We start from the raw sequence: 16,201 nt of genomic DNA on the forward strand, positions 1-16,201 counted from the left end.
TGGCTCCGGTCACTCAACGACCCTACAGCGCGGGTCAGTCGCAGCCAGGCATATATCCGCGGTGCGCCTAGCATGGGCTCGTGCAGCGAATCATCATTCTCGGGTCAACGGGCTCGATCGGTACCCAGGCGCTCGACGTCATCAAAGCCAACCCCACCCGGTTCGAGGTGGTCGGCCTCTCCGCCGGCAGCAACCGCGAACTCCTGGCCGAACAGGCCGCCGCTTTCAACGTCGACGACACCGCCGTCGGCGCTGCCGAGGCCGAGCAGCTGGTACGGGATGTCGACGCCGACGTGGTGCTCAACGGCATCACCGGCTCCGTGGGGCTGGGCCCGACCCTGGCCGCGCTCAGGGCCGGCCGTACCCTGGCGCTGGCCAACAAGGAGTCCCTGATCGTCGGTGGCGACCTGGTCAGGGCGCTCGCCGCGCCCGGCCAGATCGTGCCGGTCGACTCCGAGCACTCCGCCATCGCCCAGGCCCTGCGCTCCGGCACCGCCGACGAGGTGCGCCGACTGGTGCTCACCGCATCCGGCGGCCCGTTCCGCGGCCGTAGCCGTGCCGAGCTGGCCGATGTGACCCCCCGGGAGGCGCTCGCGCACCCCACCTGGGACATGGGCCTGGTCATCACCACCAACTCGGCGACCCTGGTGAACAAGGGACTCGAGATCATCGAGGCGCACCTGCTCTTCGACGTACCGTACGAGAGCATCGACGTGGTCGTGCACCCGCAGTCGCTCATCCACTCGATGGTCGAGTTCATCGACGGGTCCACCATCGCCCAGGCGTCGCCGCCGAACATGCGCCTGCCCATCTCGCTGGGCCTTGACTGGCCGAACCGGGTCGCCGCCGTCGGCGTGCCGATCGACTGGACCACCCCGCACACCTGGACCTTTGAACCGCTCGACGATGAGGCCTTCCCCGCCGTGGAACTGGCCAAACAGGTGGGCCGGGCCGGCGCCACCTACCCGGCGGTGTTCAACGCCTCCAACGAGCAGGCGGTCCTGGCCTTCCATGCCGGCCGGATCGGGTACCTCGACATCGTCGATACGGTGCACCGGGTGGTGGACGCCCATGAGACGCAGGGCGAGCTGACCCTCGAGACGCTGGCCGAGGCTGAGCGCTGGGCCCGGGCCGCCGCCGACACCATCATCGACGCGATCGCCCGCTGACCGGCGCCTGTCCCTTCGGCTAGCGGCGGTAGCTCTCGGCCGCGGCTACCAGTGCCCGGTCCCACGGGGTGGCAGCCACGCCCAGTTCCCGCTCGGTTTCGGCGGAGTCGATCACATAGGGCACCTGGAATTGGTAGCTGGACTTGTACACCTCGCGCATCAGCGGGCTGACCGCGCCGAGTGAGCGCAGCATCCACTTGGGGTAGCCGGCGACGGTGCCGTGGCTGCCGTAGTGCGCGTTCAGCTGGCCGGCGATCTCGGTGCGGCTGTGCGCGCCACTGGGTACGTGCCAGAGGCGCCCCCAGGGGCCGGTGTAACCGGCGGCGGCGATCATCGTGGCGGCGATGTCGGGGATGTAACTCCAGCTGTGCACCAGCTCGGGCCGGCCGACGCCTCTAGCGGTCTTGGAGGCCAGCACCGCACCGAAGAAGGCCTGGCCGAGATGGGCGGTGCCGCTCACTCCGGCGCCGAAGTAGTCGCTCGCCCGCACCTCGACGGCCCGGATCTCGCCCCGCTCGTTCGCATCGCGCACCCGGTGCCAGCCGTCACGGCGAATCAGGCCCTTCGATTCGGTCGTGGTCTCGGGGGAGTGCTCGGTCATCGGCCCGGTCGGCGAACCGTACGGGTAGAGGTTTCCCATCACGACCAGATTGGCGCCCGAGACGGATGCCGCGGCGATCGCCGCCGCGAACACCGGCGGCCACCGTCGGGCCCAGTCGGGGTACGGGGGATTGGTGCACAGGAAGATGGTCTGCATCCGCTCGGCCGCGAGGCAGAAGGCGACAGGGTCCGACGCGTCGAGCACCCGGGCGGTGGTGCCTGCCACGGCGGTGCCGGAGCGGGTGGCGACCGTGACGTCCTCGCCTTGGGTCACCAGTTGGCGGGCCAGTTCTCCGCCGATCCAGCCGGCGCCGACGATGAGGTGCTGGGGCATGGGATCCTCCGGAAGAGTGGGCCGACGAGGACAGGCTACCCGGTCGGGCGCCGCAGGGCGCCTCAGCCTGCAGCCGGGGCGTCGACGCCGGAACCATCGGGGTTCTGGTCGGGCACGACGGGCACTTCGGTGGGTTGGGGTTCGGGGGTCGTTTCGGGATCTGGCGTAGCCGGGGGCGCCGGGGGTTCGGTGGTCGGCGGGGGCTCAGTCGGCACCGGAGCGGGGGTGCTCGACGGGGTCGGGGTGGGCGCCGGGGTGGCCGGGGCCTCCGGCTCGGTGGTGCGCTCCGGCGGGCTGTCCGGTGTGTTGGTGGCTGGAGCCGGGGTGCTGGGGGTGCTGGGGGTGATTGGCGTGGCGGGCGTCGCCGCGGTGAGCGCCGCGGCCAGGTCGGCGTCGACCAGGGCGATGGCGGCCAGGATTCGGGCCGCCTGGGCCTCGGTGAGCTTGCCGTCCTCGACGGCGGCCGCCAGCGCGGCCTTGAGCCCGGCGACCGCGGACTGCGCGCCCGCATAGTCGCCGGCGGCAGCGGCAGCCGTCACCGAGAGTACGGCGGCCTGCAGCTGGGCCGTGGTTTGGGCGGGCACTGCGGGCGTGCTGCTTGTACAACCGACCAGTGAGCCCGCCACCAGGAGCGTGGCCACAGCAGCGGTGCGGATGCGGTGCCCCAGACTGTTCGGCGACCGGCGGGTCATGGGTCGACGCTCTCTTGCAACTGCGTGAGGTGTTCCCCGAGCTGACCGCCGACCGCGGGATACGCCGGCGGCGGCGGCGGCTCCGCGCCGGGAACCACGAACAGCACGGCGCCGGCGGTGAGCACCGCCACCAGGAGCCCGCTGAGCACCAGCGGCCACCGGCGCGAGAGGTTCGCCGCCCTCGTTTCGCGCGGCAGTTTCACCTCGGGCCGGGCGGCCGTGCCGCCGGTAGGCGCCGAGTGGACCGAGGTCGGGTGGAGGGCCGTCTGGTGCACAGCCGTCTGATGCGCCGTCGGCTCCACGGGCGCCCCCTCGCGGTGCAGAGTTGTCGGCACCTCGAATGCCTGGGTGACGGTGAGGTCCGGCAGCAGGTCGTCCTGCACCGTGCTCAGCTGCACTGTCTCCTGGTATTCCGTCTCCTGGGGCACCAGCTCGTCGTGTCCCGGGCCTTCCTGCCCCGGGTCGGCTGCGGGCTTCCGGTCGGCCGGGGACGCCAGGGCGAGCAGCCGACCGGCGGCCTCGGCGGGCCGGAGTCGGTCTTCGGGCTTCCGCGCCGTCATCCCGGTCAGCAGTGTGCCCCAGTCCGGCCCAAGCCGATCCGGAATCTCCGGCTGCCTTCGCAGCCGGGCCAGGGCCGACTCGACGGCCGTGCCCGGGTAGCTGTGTTCGCCGGTGAGGCACTCGAGGAGCACCAAACCCAGCGAGTACACGTCGGTGGCCGGGCCGAGCGGCAGGCCGCTCGCTTGCTCGGGGCTGAGGTAGCCGGCCGTGCCGACCACGGCACCGGTCTCGGTGCGATGGGCGGCGTTGAACAGCCGGGCTATTCCGAAGTCGGCCAGCTTGGCGCGAGTGACCCGGCCCGGGAAATCCGATGGGGCCAACAGCACATTCGCGGGCTTGATGTCGCGGTGCGTGATGCCCAGGGAACCCATGCAGTGCAGGGCCTCACACAGATCGGCACCCAGCCTCGCGACCTCGCCGGGGTCCATCGGGCCCGCCAGGAGGTGGGTGCGCAGATCCGTGCCGTTGACGAACTCGGTCACGATGAACGACCGCGGGACGCCGTCGATAGCCTCCAGGCCGGCGTCAAACAGCGTGACAAGAGCGAAGTGATTGAGATGCGCCAGCACCGCCACCTCGTCGCTGTGCCGCGCCGCGCCAGAACCGCCGGCGGCATCAAAATGCATCAGCTTCACGGCGACGGTGCGTCCCAGGGCCAGATCCGACGCCCGATAGACCACGGCCATCCCACCCGACCCGATCAATTTGTCGAGGCGGTATCGATTCGCGAGTGTGAGTCCGAGCACAGTATCGGTTCGCGTCGGTTCGCGAATCGGCTCGGTTGAGGTAGTCAGGCGGGCCTCCTGATGTCTGTTCGCAGCAATTCTTTGTCAATGCCCGCCGACAGTCAAGGGCCCGCCCCCTCCGCGAACCGTGAGTTAAGCCCCTATCCGGGCGCTCGGAAGGTGCTTAACTCACGGTTCGCGAGACCTGGCTAGTCGCACTTGTCCTTCTTTTTGCAGGGGTCGGTGTCTTTGCCGGGCTTCTCGGGCGTGGGCGGCGCCGGGTCGTCCTCGTCACTGTCGTCGTCGCCGTCGTCGGGGGTGCTGACGGGCTCGGGTGTCGGCGTCTGCACCGGGGTGCTCGCCGCGATCGACGCCGCCAGGTCCGCCCCGACCAAATCGATGGCGGTCTTGATCTCGGCGGCCCGTGCCGCAGTGACGGCGTCGTCGGCCGACGCGGCGGTCAGGGCAGCCTGCACGTCGCCGAGTTCCGTCTGTGCGGTCGCGAAGTCGCCGGCGGCCGCGGCGGCGGTCACCGCGAGGACACCCTCCTGCAATGTTGCCGCCGCGCCGGTGTTCAGCGCGGGGGAGGCGCCTGCGCAGCCGGTGAGAAGGCTGCCGACGAGGCCGATGCCGGCGACCGCCAGCACGAACCGGGCGCGGGAGGAGCGGAAGTTCCTGGCGATCATGGGGTCACGCTCTCTTGAAGCTGCTTGAGGTGGGTGCCGAGGTCGCCGTCCACGGTGGGGTACGCCGGGGGTTCGGGTGCCGGGTCATTGGGCTGCACGAGGAACACCAGGGCGATCACAGCGGCCAGCGCCACGAGTGCCCCGATGATCACCGGGCGCCGGCCGATCCTGGTCACGGATCGTCGGGCCGACCGGGAGCGACCGGTGGCGCCGGCGACGGATCCGGCAGACCCTGCCGATGGCATCACCGCTGTCCGCTCGAACCGCGCCGTCGCGTCCAACCGCTCCGTCTTCGCGGTGGGTTCCGCCGGTTCGGCCGACGAAAGCACTCGGGTTGGCTCGTTACCGGTGGCCTCGTGCAGGTCGGCGGCCATCAGCTCGGTGGCGTCGTCGGCCGGTGCCGGTTCGGTGGCGGCGGATGCGGCCGTGGACCCGGCCGGGACGAGCTCACGCAGCCGCACCGCGGCATCCGCCGACGTGAGACGATCGGCCGGTTCGCGGGCGGTCATGCCGGCGAGCACTGCGCACCATTCGGCGCCGAGAGATTCGGGGATCTCCGGCTGGCGCTGCAGCCGGGCCATGGCCGATTCGATGGCGGTGCCGGGGTAGCTGCGTGTGGCGGTGAGGCTCTCGAGCAGCACCAGGCCGAGCGAGTAGACGTCGCTAGGCGGCCCGATCGGCTGACCGAGTGCCTGCTCCGGGCTGAGGTAGCCGGCGGTGCCCAGCACGGAGCCGGTGCGGGTGAGGTGGGTGGCGTCGAACAGTCTGGCGATGCCGAAGTCGGCCAGTTTCGCGTGCGAGATCCGGCCGGGAAAGTCCGACGGGGCCAGCAGCACATTGGCGGGCTTGATGTCGCGGTGGATGATGCCCTTGGCGTGCACGTAGTGAAGTGCCTCGGCCAGGTCGGCTCCCATCCTGGCCACCTCGGCGGGCGCCACGGCGCCCTCGGTGATGCGGCTGCGCAGATCGGAGCCGGCGACGTACTCCATCACGATGAAGGACCGGGTGACGCCGTCGATGTGCTCGGTGCCGGCGTCGAACAGGGTGACCAACGCGAAGTGGTTGAGGCTGGCGAGCACCATGACCTCGCCGCTTTGCCGTTGCGGGCCCGAATCGTCGGCGGTGTCCATCCGGAACAGCTTCAGGGCGACGGTGCGGCCCAGCGCCAGGTCGGCCGCTTCGTAAACCGTGGCCATGCCGCCGGTGCCGATCAGCCTGGCGAGGCGGAACCTCTCGGCCAGGACCAGCCCGATCAGGGTGTCTGACCGCGACGGATCGCGAAGCGGTTCGGTCGGTTCAGACAGGGCGGGCCTCCAGGGAAGTCGGGGTGTTCTCGGGTCGGGGCAATTCTCGCGGCTTGCCGCGAGCCGGTCAACGGCCAGCCGACTTGCAGCTAGAGAAGGCTAATCTACCGATGTGGAAACCGTGCTGTTGTACATCTTGGGCGTAGCCGTCGTCGTCGTGGGCCTCGCGCTGTCCATCGGCCTGCATGAGATCGGCCACCTGGTGCCGGCCAAGCTGTTCGGCGTCAAAGTCACCCAGTACATGATCGGGTTCGGACCCACCATTTGGTCCAAACGCAAGGGCGAGACCGAGTACGGCGTGAAGGCTTTGCCTCTGGGCGGCTACATCTCCATGATCGGCATGTTCCCGCCCGCCAAGAACGGCGCCGCGACACGGTCGAACAGCACCGGGTTCTTCCAACAACTGGTGCAGGAGGGAGAACCGGATCCCAAGCCCGGCGCCCGGCCGACGATGATAGAGGAGGCCCGCCAGGCCAGTGCCGACACCATCGGCGCGGGCGAGGAGCACCGCGCGTTCTACAAACTGCCGGTGTTCAAGCGCGTCATCATCATGCTCGGTGGCCCGTTCATGAACCTGCTCATCGCCGTGGTGCTGTTCGGTGTGCTGCTGATGGGCTTCGGAACCACCGAGGCCAGCACCACCGTGGGCAGCGTCAGCGCCTGCGTGCTGCCCGCCACCAGCGACAGGCAGACCTGCGCGGACGGCGACGAGGCCGCGCCCGGCGCCGCCGCAGGCCTGGAGCCCGGCGACCGCCTGGTGAGCATCGACGGCACCGCGATCACCAGCTGGGACCAGTCCACGGCAATCATCCGTGAGTCCTCCGGCACACCGTTGCAGGTGATCGTCGAACGCGACGGTGCCGAGCAGACCCTGGTCATCACCCCCAAACTCACCGAACGCTACGTCACGGATGACGCGGGCGAGACGGTCACCGACGCCAACGGCGATCCCGCCACCACCGACGTCGGCTTCGTGGGCATCGGCCCGGCCGGCGAACTCGTTCAGCAGCCCATCACTGCCGTGCTGCCCGCCGTCGGCGAGAACATCTCCGGCGTGTTCCACATGATCCTGAACCTGCCCCAGCGCCTGATCGACGTGGCCAATGCGGCGTTCGGCCCGGGGGAGCGCGACCCGAACGGGCCGATCAGCGTCGTGGGAGTGGGCCGGGTGGCCGGCGAGATCGCCAGCATCGACACCATCCCGTTGCAGAGCAAGGCCGCGAGCCTGATCGGCCTGCTCGCGTCACTGAACATCGCCCTGTTCGTCTTCAACCTGGTACCGCTCATGCCGCTGGACGGCGGCCACGTGGCCGGGGCACTGTGGGAAGGCATCCGTCGTTGGTTCGCGAAGCTGTTCAAACGAGGCGACCCCGGACCCGTCGACACGGCCAAACTGATGCCGCTCACCTTCGCCGTGGTGATCGTGCTTGGCGGCATGAGTCTGCTGCTCATGTACGCCGACATCGTCAAGCCGATCAACATCTTCGGCTGAACCAGCCCGGCCGGTGCCGCCACCGTTCGGGAATGGTTCAGCTTCGCAGGATGACTGACGCGTAAGCTACATTCGTGGCCGCAATAAATCTGGGTACGCCCAAAGTCCCCGTAATCCTCGCTCCCCGACGCAAGTCCCGCCAGATCAAGGTCGGCAAGGTCCTCGTTGGCGGCGACGCTCAAGTCAGCGTGCAGTCGATGACGACGACTCCTACGACGAACATCAACGCGACTCTGCAGCAGATTGCCGAGCTCACCGCCTCCGGATGTGATATCGTGCGTGTCGCCGTGCCGAGCCGTGACGACGCCGAGGCGCTGCCGATCATCGCCAAGAAGAGCCAGATCCCGGTCATCGCCGACATCCACTTCCAGCCCAGCTACGTGTACGCGGCCATCGACGCCGGCTGCGCGGCCGTGCGGGTGAACCCGGGCAACATCCGCAAGTTCGACGACCAGGTGGGCAAGATCGCCGCCGCCGCCAAGGCCGCCGGGGTCTCCATCCGCATCGGCGTCAACGCCGGTTCGCTCGAGCCCAGCCTGCTGCAGAAGTACGGCAAGGCCACCCCGGAGGCGCTTGTCGAGAGCGCCGTCTGGGAAGCCAGCCTGTTCGAGGATCACGACTTCCACGACTTCAAGATCTCGGTCAAGCACAACGACCCGGTGATCATGGTCAAGGCCTACCGCCTGCTCGCCGAGCGCGGCGACTGGCCGCTGCACCTCGGCGTCACCGAGGCCGGACCGTCCTTCCAGGGCACCATCAAGAGCGCCACGGCGTTCGGCATCCTGCTCGGCGAAGGTATCGGCGACACCATCCGCGTGTCGCTCTCCGCCCCGCCCGCCGAGGAGATCAAGGTGGGCCTGCAGATTCTGCAGTCGCTGAACCTGCGCGAACGCAAGCTTGAGATCGTCTCCTGCCCCAGCTGCGGCCGGGCCCAGGTGGATGTCTACAAACTGGCCAACGACGTCACCGAAGGCCTGGAGGGCATGACAGTGCCGCTCCGCGTAGCCGTCATGGGCTGCGTCGTCAACGGACCGGGCGAGGCCCGCGACGCCGACCTCGGTGTGGCCTCCGGCAACGGCAAGGGCCAGATCTTCGTGCGCGGCGAGGTCATCAAGACCGTGCCGGAGTCCGAGATCGTGCAGACCCTCATCGAAGAGGCCAACCGGATGGCCGCCGAGATGCCGCCCAGCGAAGACAGCCTCGGCGCTCCCGTCGTGACGGTCGGCTCTAACTAGCCTTCCGACGCGCCAACTGGTCCCGTAACGGACAAATGGTCCCGGTGCGCCGGGACCATTTGCCCGCACGGGGACCAGTTGTGGGATGCCGGCGCCGGGGACCGAGCGCGGACCGCGCCGACGGCCGACCCGTGCGCGCCGTAAAGTAGGTGCGTGCCTATTCGTATGTCGAACTACTTCCTCCGGACCCTTCGCGAAGACCCCTCTGATGCCGAGGTCACCAGCCACCGCCTGCTTGTGCGGGCCGGCTACATCCGTCGTCAGGCGCCGGGCATCTTCGCCTGGCTGCCGCTGGGTCTGCGTGTGAAGGCGAAGATCGAGACCATCATCCGCGAGGAGATGGCCGCCGCCGGTGCGTTCGAGGTGCACTTCCCCGCCCTGCTGCCGCGTGAACCCTACGAGGTCACCGGCCGGTGGGACGAGTACGGCGACGGCCTGTTCCGCCTCCAGGACCGCAAGGGCAGCGACCTGCTGCTGGCCCCGACGCACGAAGAGGTCTTCACCCTGATGGTGAAGGACCTCTACAACAGCTACAAGGACCTGCCCCTGTCGATCTTCCAGATCCAGGACAAGTACCGAGACGAGGCCCGTTCCCGTGGCGGCCTGTTGCGCGGTCGCGAGTTCACCATGAAGGACGCGTACTCCTTCGACCACACCGACGCCGGCCTCGACGTGAGCTACCAGGCCCAGCGCGACGCCTACGAGCGTATCTTCACCCGCCTCGGTCTCGAGTACGTCGTGGTGCAGGCGGATGCCGGCGCCATGGGCGGTTCCAAGAGCGAAGAGTTCCTGCACCCCACCCCGGTCGGCGAAGACACCTTCGTGCGCTCCGCCGAGGGCTACGCGGCAAACGTCGAGGCGTTCCGCACCCTGGCGCCCGCCGCGATCGACTTCACCGGTTTCCCGGCCGCCGAGGTGCACGACACCCCGGACACCCCCACCATCCAGACCCTCGTCGAGCGCGCCAATGCCAACCACCCGCGCCCCGACGGCCGCGAGTGGACCGCGGCGGACACGCTCAAGAACGTGGTGTTGGCGCTCGTGCAGCCCGACGGCAGCCGCGAGATCGTCGTGATCGGCGTGCCCGGCGACCGTGAGGTCGACCTCAAGCGTGTCGAGGTCGCTTTCGCCCCGGCCGAGGTGGAGGCCGCCAACGACGGCGACTTTGCCAAGCTCGCCAAGATTCCGGGTCGCCCGGGCCTGGTCAAGGGCTACATCGGCCCGTGGGCTGCGGATGGTGCGATGCTGGGCGCCGAGTCGGCCACCGGCATCCGTTTTCTCGTCGACCCGCGCGTGGTCGACGGCACCGAGTGGATCACCGGCGCCAACGAGCCCGGCCGCCACGTCTTCGGGCTCGTCGCCGGTCGTGACTTCGTGGCAGACGGCACCGTCGAGGCCGCAGAGGTGCGCGCCGGAGACCCCGCCCCCGACGGCTCCGGCCCGGTTGAGCTGGCCCGCGGTATGGAGATCGGGCACGTGTTCCAGCTCGGCCGCAAGTACGCGGAATCGCTCGGACTCAAGGTGCTCGACGAGAACGGCAAGCTCGTCACCGTGACCATGGGCTCGTACGGCATCGGTGTCACGCGTGCCCTCGCCGTGATCGCCGAACTGAACAACGACGCCAAGGGCCTGATCTGGCCCGAGGCCGTGGCCCCGTTCGACGTGCACGTGATCGCCACCGGCCGCGACGAGATCGTTTTCGAGACCAGCGAGGCCGTGACCGCGATGGTCGAGGCCTCCGGCCGCGAGGTGCTCTACGACGACCGCCGCAAGGTGTCGCCCGGCGTCAAGTTCGGCGACGCCGAGCTGATCGGTGTGCCCACCATCGTGATCGTGGGCCGCGGCGCGGCCGACGGCATCGTGGAACTGTGGGACCGCCGCTCGGGGGAGCGCGCCCAGGTGGCCGTCACCGAGCTGGCCGCCCACTTCGCCTAGCCGTCGGACCGCTGGTCGAGCGTGTCGACGCCGTGCTGAGCCTGTCGAAGTAGACCTGGTGACGCCGTGTCGCGAACGCGATCGGCTCACGGGATCTCGACAGGCTCGATCAGCGTCTCTGCAGCGACCCTAGAGCCGGGCGAAGCGGGCCCGGAAGAAGCAGTAGACGCCGTAGGCGATCAGGCCGAGCCCCACAAGCACCAGGATCGCCACGCCGAACGGCAGGGCCGCGAGGGAGCGCAGCGCCCCGTCCAAGCCGGTCGACTGGCTCGGGTCGACGGTGAAACCGGCCACGATCAGCAGGATGCCCACCACGCCCACCGCGATGCCCTTGGCGATGTAGCCGGCGACGCCGAGCCCCACAGTGACGGTGCCCAGGGTGCCGGCGGGCACGGCGAGGTCTTCGGTGAACCTCCGCGCGGCGCCCTTGTAGACGAAGTAGCCGCCGATCGCCAGGACGGCGATCCCGGCGGCCATGAGCAGAACCGGTCCGCCGGGCAGTGCGAGCACCGTGGCGCTGGCGGATGCCGTGCTTCCGGAGGAGTCCGCGGACCCGGTCAACGCCACAGTCAGGGCCGTGCCGGCCACGAACAGGTACGCCACGCCCTTGCCGAGCTCCTTGAGCCGGTGTCCCCAGACCTTCTTCGGATCGGTGCCAGGCACCAGGAACGCCTGCAGGAGCTGCCAGAGTCCCAGGGCCGTCAGGCCGACGACGATGGCCCAGATCACAAAAATACCGCCGGGGGACTGGGCCAGCTGCCCCAGCGCGCCGGACTGGTCGGCGCTCTCGCCGCCGGCCCCCACCGCGAGGCTGATCGCGATGGCGCCGATGAGCGCGTGCAGCAGACCGTTGACCGCGTAACCGACCTTGGCCAGGGTCTTCAGGTGCGGGTTGTTGCCGGCGCTCTGGGCGGCACGTCCGGCCGAACGGGCGCCGGACTCTGCCGAGGATCGAGTGTTCATCGGGTTATCGTAACCGCGCAAGGTGCCGGTCGGCCGGTCTGCGGGTGGCGAGTCCCACCGGGCGGTGCTGACCGGGTGACGGGCGCCCGGGGATTCCGGTACCGTAGGGGGAAGCCCGCTGCGCGGTTTCGCGGCGGCAAGATCTGAATAGAGGAGGCCGGCCATGGACATCGACCTCAGCGTGTTGCGGCTGATGGAGCGCGAGAAAGAGATTCCCTTCGAGGAACTCGTGCAGATCATCGAGCAAGCAATTCTGACGGCCTACCTCAAGCACACCCACCAGGGTGAGCCACTGAAGCAGGCCGCGGAAGAAGAACCCGGAGCTCGCGTCGTACTCGACCGCAAGTCCGGTCACGTCGACATTTACGTTCCCGAGCACGACGAAGAGGGCAACATCATCGGCGAAGCCGTTGACAACCCCGACGACTTCGGCCGTATCGCCGCCTTCGCGGCCAAGCAGGTCATCAACCAGCGGCTGCGCGACATCGCGGATGACGCGGTGCTCGGCGAGTTCAAGGGCCGCGAAGGTGAGATCGTCGCGGGTGTCATCCAGCAGGGGCCGAACCCCCGCATGATCCACGTCGACCTCGGCACCATCGAGGCGATCCTGCCTCCCGAGGAGCAGGTTCCCGGTGAAAGCTACGTGCACGGTGCGCGCATCCGGGTCTATGTCACGGCCGTCGGCCGCGGTATGAAGGGCCCGCAGATCACCGTGTCGCGCACCCACCCGTCGCTCGTGCGCCGGCTGTTCGCGTTGGAGGTCCCCGAGATCGCCAGCGGCGTCGTGGAGATCGTGTCACTGGCCCGCGAGGCCGGACACCGCACCAAGATCGCCGTGCGCGCCACCGAGCCCGGCGTCAACGCCAAGGGTGCCTGCATCGGCGAGCTCGGCCAGCGCGTGCGTGCGGTGACCGCGGAGCTCAACAACGAGAAGATCGACATCGTCGACTACTCGCCCGACCTGGCCACCTTCGTGGCCAGCGCGCTCTCGCCCGCCAAGGTCACCAGCGCCTACGTCATCGACGAGTCGATCAAGGCAGTCCGGGCCCTCGTGCCCGACTACCAGCTGTCGCTCGCGATCGGCAAGGAGGGCCAGAACGCCCGCCTCGCCGCCAAACTGACCGGCGCAAAAATCGATATCCAGCCGGACAGCATTCTGGAGGATGACGAATAGGGGGTACGATGAATCCCGTTAGAACGTGCATTGGATGCCGTTCCCGCGCCTCGCGCTCCTCACTTCTGAGGGTCGTCGCCCAGAATTCGGACCTTGTGGTGGATGAAACCGCCACACTCCCTGGGCGAGGCGCGTGGATTCATCCCACCATCGCGTGCTTCCAGGAGGCCGTGAGGCGGCGCGCTTTCGGGCGTGCTCTCCGGGTGACCAGCCCCCTGGACGCAAAACAACTAGAGAACAGGCTGACTTGGCTAATGGATAACTAATGAGCGGCTCGAAATGAGAACCGTCCGTTACTAACGGCCTGCCCCTTTCCGGGTGCAGGCCCGGAACAGGAGAATTGTGGCTGCGAAACCACGCGTACACGAGATCGCTACTGAGCTCGGTGTCGACAGCAAGGTAGCCCTTGCTAAATTGAAAGAGATGGGCGAGTTCGTCAAGGGCCCGTCTTCCAGCGTTGAACCCCCCGTTGCCCGCCGTCTGCGCGCAGCACTCGAGGCCGACGGAGTCGCCACCGGCGGCGCCGCAGCCACCCCGGCGGCTCCTGCCGCCGCGAAGCCCGCGTCGACCAGCACGGTCAAGCCCGGCGTCCGTCCGGGCCCGGCGCGTCCCGCCGCACCGGTGCCCGCACCGGTCATCGAGGCTCCCGCCGTGGATGCCCCGCCGATGCCGGCCGCACCGCTGACCGTCGCCGAGCGCCAGGTTCAGGCTGCCGAGAAGGCCGCCGCCGCCGAAAAGGCCGCAGCGACCGAGAAGGCCGCCGCCGAGGCGCCCGCAACAGCGGGCACCGAGACGACCCCCTCCGCTGTCACGCCGGCTCCCAAGGCCGACGGCGAAACGGCCAAGGCCGCCAAGCCCGGTGGAACCGTGCCGCGTCCGGGTGCCCGCCCGGGCAACAACCCCTTCGCCAGCAACCAGGGCATGGGCAAGACCCCCACCCCGCGTCCGGGTAACAACCCGTTCGCGAGCGCGCAGGGCATGGGACAGCGTCCGCCGTCCACGTCCTCGCCCAGCAACATCCCCCGCCCCGCCGCACCCCGCCCCGGCGCCCCGCGCCCCGGTGGACCCGGCCAGGCACCCCGCCCGACCGGCTTCGGCCAGCGTCCGGGTGGCTTCCAGCGCCCCGGTGGCGCTCCGGGCGGCGCCGGTGGCGCTCGCCCCGGCTTCACCCGCCCCGGCGCCCCTGCCGGTGCGCCCGGCTTCGGCCCGCCCCGCCCCGCCGGTGGCGGCGGCGCCGGCGGTCGTGGTCGTGGCCCCGGCGGCGGAACCGCTGGTGCGTTCGGTCGCGGTGGCGGCAAGAACAAGGCTCGCAAGTCCAAGCGGACGAAGAGGGCCGAGTTCGAGCTGCGCGAGGCCCCGTCGCTGGGTGGCGTGAGCGTTCCCCGTGGCGACGGCGGAACCGTGGTGCGTCTGCGCCGCGGCGCCTCCATCACGGACTTCGCCGACAAGATCGACGCGAGCCCGGGCAACCTGGTCACCGTGCTGTTCCACCTCGGTGAGATGGCCACGGCGACCGAGTCGCTCGACGAGGCCACCTTCGACGTGCTGGGCAGCGAGCTGGGTTACAAGATCCAGATGGTCTCGCCCGACGACGAGGACCGTGAACTGTTGCTCGCCTTCGATATCGACATCGACCAGGAACTGGCCGACGAGACCGACGAAGAGCTCGAAGTCCGTCCTCCCGTCGTCACCGTCATGGGTCACGTCGACCACGGTAAGACCGCGCTGCTCGACGCCATCCGTAACGCCAAGGTCGCTGCCGGTGAAGCCGGTGGCATCACCCAGCACATCGGTGCCTACCAGGTCGTCACCGAGCACGAGGGCATCGAACGTGCCATCACCTTCATCGACACCCCCGGCCACGAGGCGTTCACCGCCATGCGTGCTCGTGGTGCGCAGGTCACCGACATCGCGATCCTCGTGGTCGCCGCCGATGACGGCATCATGCCGCAGACGATTGAGGCGCTCAACCACGCCCAGGCCGCCAACGTGCCGATCGTGGTCGCAGTGAACAAGATCGACAAGCCCGGCGCGAACCCGCAGAAGGTGCGCCAACAGCTCACCGAATTCGGTCTCGTCGCCGAAGAGTACGGCGGAGACGTCATGTTCGTCGACGTGTCTGCGAAGAACAAGGTCGGCATCCAGGAGATCCTGGACGCCGTCCTGCTCACCGCAGACGCCGGACTCGACATGCGCGCCAACCCGAACAAGGATGCCCGCGGTGTGGCCATCGAGGCCAAGCTTGACAAGGGTCGCGGTGCAGTTGCCACCGTGCTCATCCAGTCGGGAACGCTGCACGTCGGCGACTCGATCGTCGCCGGTACCGCTTACGGCCGTGTTCGTGCGATGGCCGACGAGAACGGCAACCCCGTGCTCGCCGCCGTGCCGTCCCGTGCCGTCCAGGTGCAGGGCCTCTCGAGTGTTCCCCGCGCCGGTGACACCTTCCTCGTCATCGAGGAAGACCGCACCGCGCGTCAGATCGCCGAGAAGCGTGAAGCCGCCGAGCGCAACGCCCTGCTGGCCAAGGCCCGCAAGCGCATCAGCCTCGAGGACTTCACCCGTGCCCTCGAAGAGGGCAAGGTCGAATCGCTCAACCTCATCATCAAGGGTGACGTCTCCGGTGCCGTGGAGGCCCTGGAAGAGTCGCTGCTCAAGATCGAGGTCGACGACTCCGTTCAGCTGCGCATCATCCACCGCGGTGTCGGTGCTGTCACGGAGAGCGACGTCAACCTCGCTACCGTCGACAACGCCATCATCATCGGCTTCAACGTTCGCCCCGACACGAAGGCGCGCGAACGTGCGGCTCGTGAAGGTGTGGACGTGCGCTTCTACTCCGTCATCTACAACGCGCTCGAGGACATCGAGTCTTCCCTCACCGGAATGCTCAAGCCCGAGTTCGAAGAAGTGCAGAGTGGTATCGCCGAGATCCGCGAGGTCTTCAGCTCGTCCAAGTTCGGAAACGTCGCCGGTGTCATCGTGCGTTCGGGAACGATCACGCGAAACGCCAAGGCGCGGGTCATCCGCGACGGCATCGTTGTGGGCGACAACCTGGCCATCGAGTCGCTGCGTCGCTTCAAGGATGACGTCACCGAGGTCCGTACGGACTTCGAGGCCGGTATCGGTCTTGGTAAGTTCAATGACATCCAGATCGGCGATGAGATCGAGACGATCGAATTGAAGGAAAAGCCCAGAGGTTAATAGCTTCTAGTGGCAAGGGGTCTCCGCTTGATCCCCCCTCAGGGGAAGAGCGGGGACCCCTACCCCGATTCCCCTGAGGGGGGATCAAGCTCCGACCCCCACTACCCGAGACATCATCCGTCAATACGATGGT

General features: G+C 68.8%; 13 protein-coding genes. 7 read left to right on the plus strand and 6 right to left on the minus strand.

From position 1 onward, the window contains the following. Positions 1-80 precede the first annotated feature (80 nt). Entirely contained in the window at positions 81-1,169 is a 1,089-nt protein-coding gene (gene dxr, locus BJQ95_RS04220; protein ID WP_130179268.1) for a 1-deoxy-D-xylulose-5-phosphate reductoisomerase, read from the plus strand. Positions 1,170-1,188: 19 nt separating this feature from the next. On the opposite strand, the gene BJQ95_RS04225 is transcribed toward dxr, so the two are convergent. The 5 genes from BJQ95_RS04225 to BJQ95_RS04245 form a co-directional block, all read right to left on the minus strand. Continuing rightward, a complete protein-coding gene (locus BJQ95_RS04225; RefSeq protein ID WP_130179269.1) occupies positions 1,189-2,103 on the minus strand; it encodes an NAD(P)-binding domain-containing protein in 915 nt (304 codons plus the stop codon). A 62-nt stretch (positions 2,104-2,165) separates the two neighbouring features. Further along, the gene (locus BJQ95_RS04230; RefSeq protein WP_256041522.1) at positions 2,166-2,795 is read right to left on the minus strand and encodes a hypothetical protein; all 630 of its coding nucleotides are present in this window, start codon (positions 2,793-2,795) and stop codon (positions 2,166-2,168) included. Continuing rightward, positions 2,792-4,042, minus strand: a complete 1,251-nt coding sequence (locus BJQ95_RS04235; protein WP_130177366.1) for a serine/threonine-protein kinase — start codon at positions 4,040-4,042, stop codon at positions 2,792-2,794. The genes BJQ95_RS04230 and BJQ95_RS04235 overlap by 4 nt, the downstream gene beginning before the upstream one ends. Positions 4,043-4,290: 248 nt before the next feature. Then, positions 4,291-4,767 (minus strand): hypothetical protein, encoded by a 477-nt coding sequence (locus BJQ95_RS04240; protein ID WP_130177367.1) that lies wholly within the window; start codon positions 4,765-4,767, stop codon positions 4,291-4,293. Further along, complete coding sequence (locus BJQ95_RS04245) at positions 4,764-5,963, minus strand: serine/threonine-protein kinase (RefSeq protein WP_130177368.1); 1,200 nt, start codon at positions 5,961-5,963, stop codon at positions 4,764-4,766. The genes BJQ95_RS04240 and BJQ95_RS04245 overlap by 4 nt, the downstream gene beginning before the upstream one ends. Before the next feature lie 220 nt (positions 5,964-6,183). On the opposite strand from BJQ95_RS04245, the gene BJQ95_RS04250 reads away from it, so the two are divergent. The 3 genes from BJQ95_RS04250 to BJQ95_RS04260 all read left to right on the plus strand — a co-directional run bounded on the left by BJQ95_RS04250 (position 6,184) and on the right by BJQ95_RS04260 (position 10,733). Next, on the plus strand, positions 6,184-7,563 hold the full coding sequence (locus BJQ95_RS04250) for an RIP metalloprotease (RefSeq protein ID WP_205750092.1): 1,380 nt from the start codon (positions 6,184-6,186) through the stop codon (positions 7,561-7,563). 74 nt (positions 7,564-7,637) lie between these two features. Beyond that, the gene (gene ispG / locus BJQ95_RS04255) at positions 7,638-8,798 is read left to right on the plus strand and encodes a flavodoxin-dependent (E)-4-hydroxy-3-methylbut-2-enyl-diphosphate synthase (protein WP_130177369.1); all 1,161 of its coding nucleotides are present in this window, start codon (positions 7,638-7,640) and stop codon (positions 8,796-8,798) included. Positions 8,799-8,963: 165 nt separating this feature from the next. Then, positions 8,964-10,733 carry a proline--tRNA ligase gene (locus BJQ95_RS04260; RefSeq protein WP_130177374.1) on the plus strand — a complete coding sequence of 590 codons (1,770 nt, stop codon included), beginning with the start codon at positions 8,964-8,966 and terminating at the stop codon, positions 10,731-10,733. A 129-nt stretch (positions 10,734-10,862) separates the two neighbouring features. Here BJQ95_RS04260 and BJQ95_RS04265 read toward each other — a convergent pair whose 3' ends face one another. Then, complete coding sequence (locus tag BJQ95_RS04265; RefSeq protein WP_130177370.1) at positions 10,863-11,696, minus strand: DUF1206 domain-containing protein; 834 nt, start codon at positions 11,694-11,696, stop codon at positions 10,863-10,865. A gap of 163 nt (positions 11,697-11,859) precedes the next feature. On the opposite strand from BJQ95_RS04265, the gene nusA reads away from it, so the two are divergent. The 3 genes from nusA (at position 11,860) to infB (ending at position 16,068) form a co-directional block, all read left to right on the plus strand. Further along, positions 11,860-12,870 carry a transcription termination factor NusA gene (gene nusA / locus BJQ95_RS04270; RefSeq protein ID WP_130177371.1) on the plus strand — a complete coding sequence of 337 codons (1,011 nt, stop codon included), beginning with the start codon at positions 11,860-11,862 and terminating at the stop codon, positions 12,868-12,870. 8 nt (positions 12,871-12,878) lie between these two features. After that, positions 12,879-13,136 (plus strand): YlxR family protein, encoded by a 258-nt coding sequence (locus BJQ95_RS04275; protein ID WP_130177372.1) that lies wholly within the window; start codon positions 12,879-12,881, stop codon positions 13,134-13,136. Positions 13,137-13,212: 76 nt separating this feature from the next. Further along, positions 13,213-16,068, plus strand: a complete 2,856-nt coding sequence (gene infB, locus BJQ95_RS04280; RefSeq protein ID WP_256041524.1) for a translation initiation factor IF-2 — start codon at positions 13,213-13,215, stop codon at positions 16,066-16,068. Positions 16,069-16,201 lie beyond the last annotated feature (133 nt).

The organism is Cryobacterium sp. SO1 (genome assembly GCF_004210215.2).
In the GTDB taxonomy this organism is placed as follows: Bacteria; Actinomycetota; Actinomycetes; order Actinomycetales; family Microbacteriaceae; genus Cryobacterium.

Bases quoted from the DNA above. Each gene is read 5' to 3' on its own strand.
- BJQ95_RS04225 (WP_130179269.1), bottom strand. From the start codon at position 2,103: ATGCCCCAGCACCTCATCGTCGGCGCCGGCTGGATCGGCGGAGAACTG.
- BJQ95_RS04230 (WP_256041522.1), bottom strand. From the start codon at position 2,795: ATGACCCGCCGGTCGCCGAACAGTCTGGGGCACCGCATCCGCACCGCT.
- BJQ95_RS04235 (WP_130177366.1), bottom strand. From the start codon at position 4,042: ATGGCCGTGGTCTATCGGGCGTCGGATCTGGCCCTGGGACGCACCGTC.
- BJQ95_RS04240 (WP_130177367.1), bottom strand. From the start codon at position 4,767: ATGATCGCCAGGAACTTCCGCTCCTCCCGCGCCCGGTTCGTGCTGGCG.
- BJQ95_RS04245 (WP_130177368.1), bottom strand. From the start codon at position 5,963: ATGGCCACGGTTTACGAAGCGGCCGACCTGGCGCTGGGCCGCACCGTC.
- BJQ95_RS04260 (WP_130177374.1), top strand. From the start codon at position 8,964: ATGTCGAACTACTTCCTCCGGACCCTTCGCGAAGACCCCTCTGATGCC.
- BJQ95_RS04265 (WP_130177370.1), bottom strand. From the start codon at position 11,696: ATGAACACTCGATCCTCGGCAGAGTCCGGCGCCCGTTCGGCCGGACGT.
- nusA (WP_130177371.1), top strand. From the start codon at position 11,860: ATGGACATCGACCTCAGCGTGTTGCGGCTGATGGAGCGCGAGAAAGAG.
- BJQ95_RS04275 (WP_130177372.1), top strand. From the start codon at position 12,879: ATGAATCCCGTTAGAACGTGCATTGGATGCCGTTCCCGCGCCTCGCGC.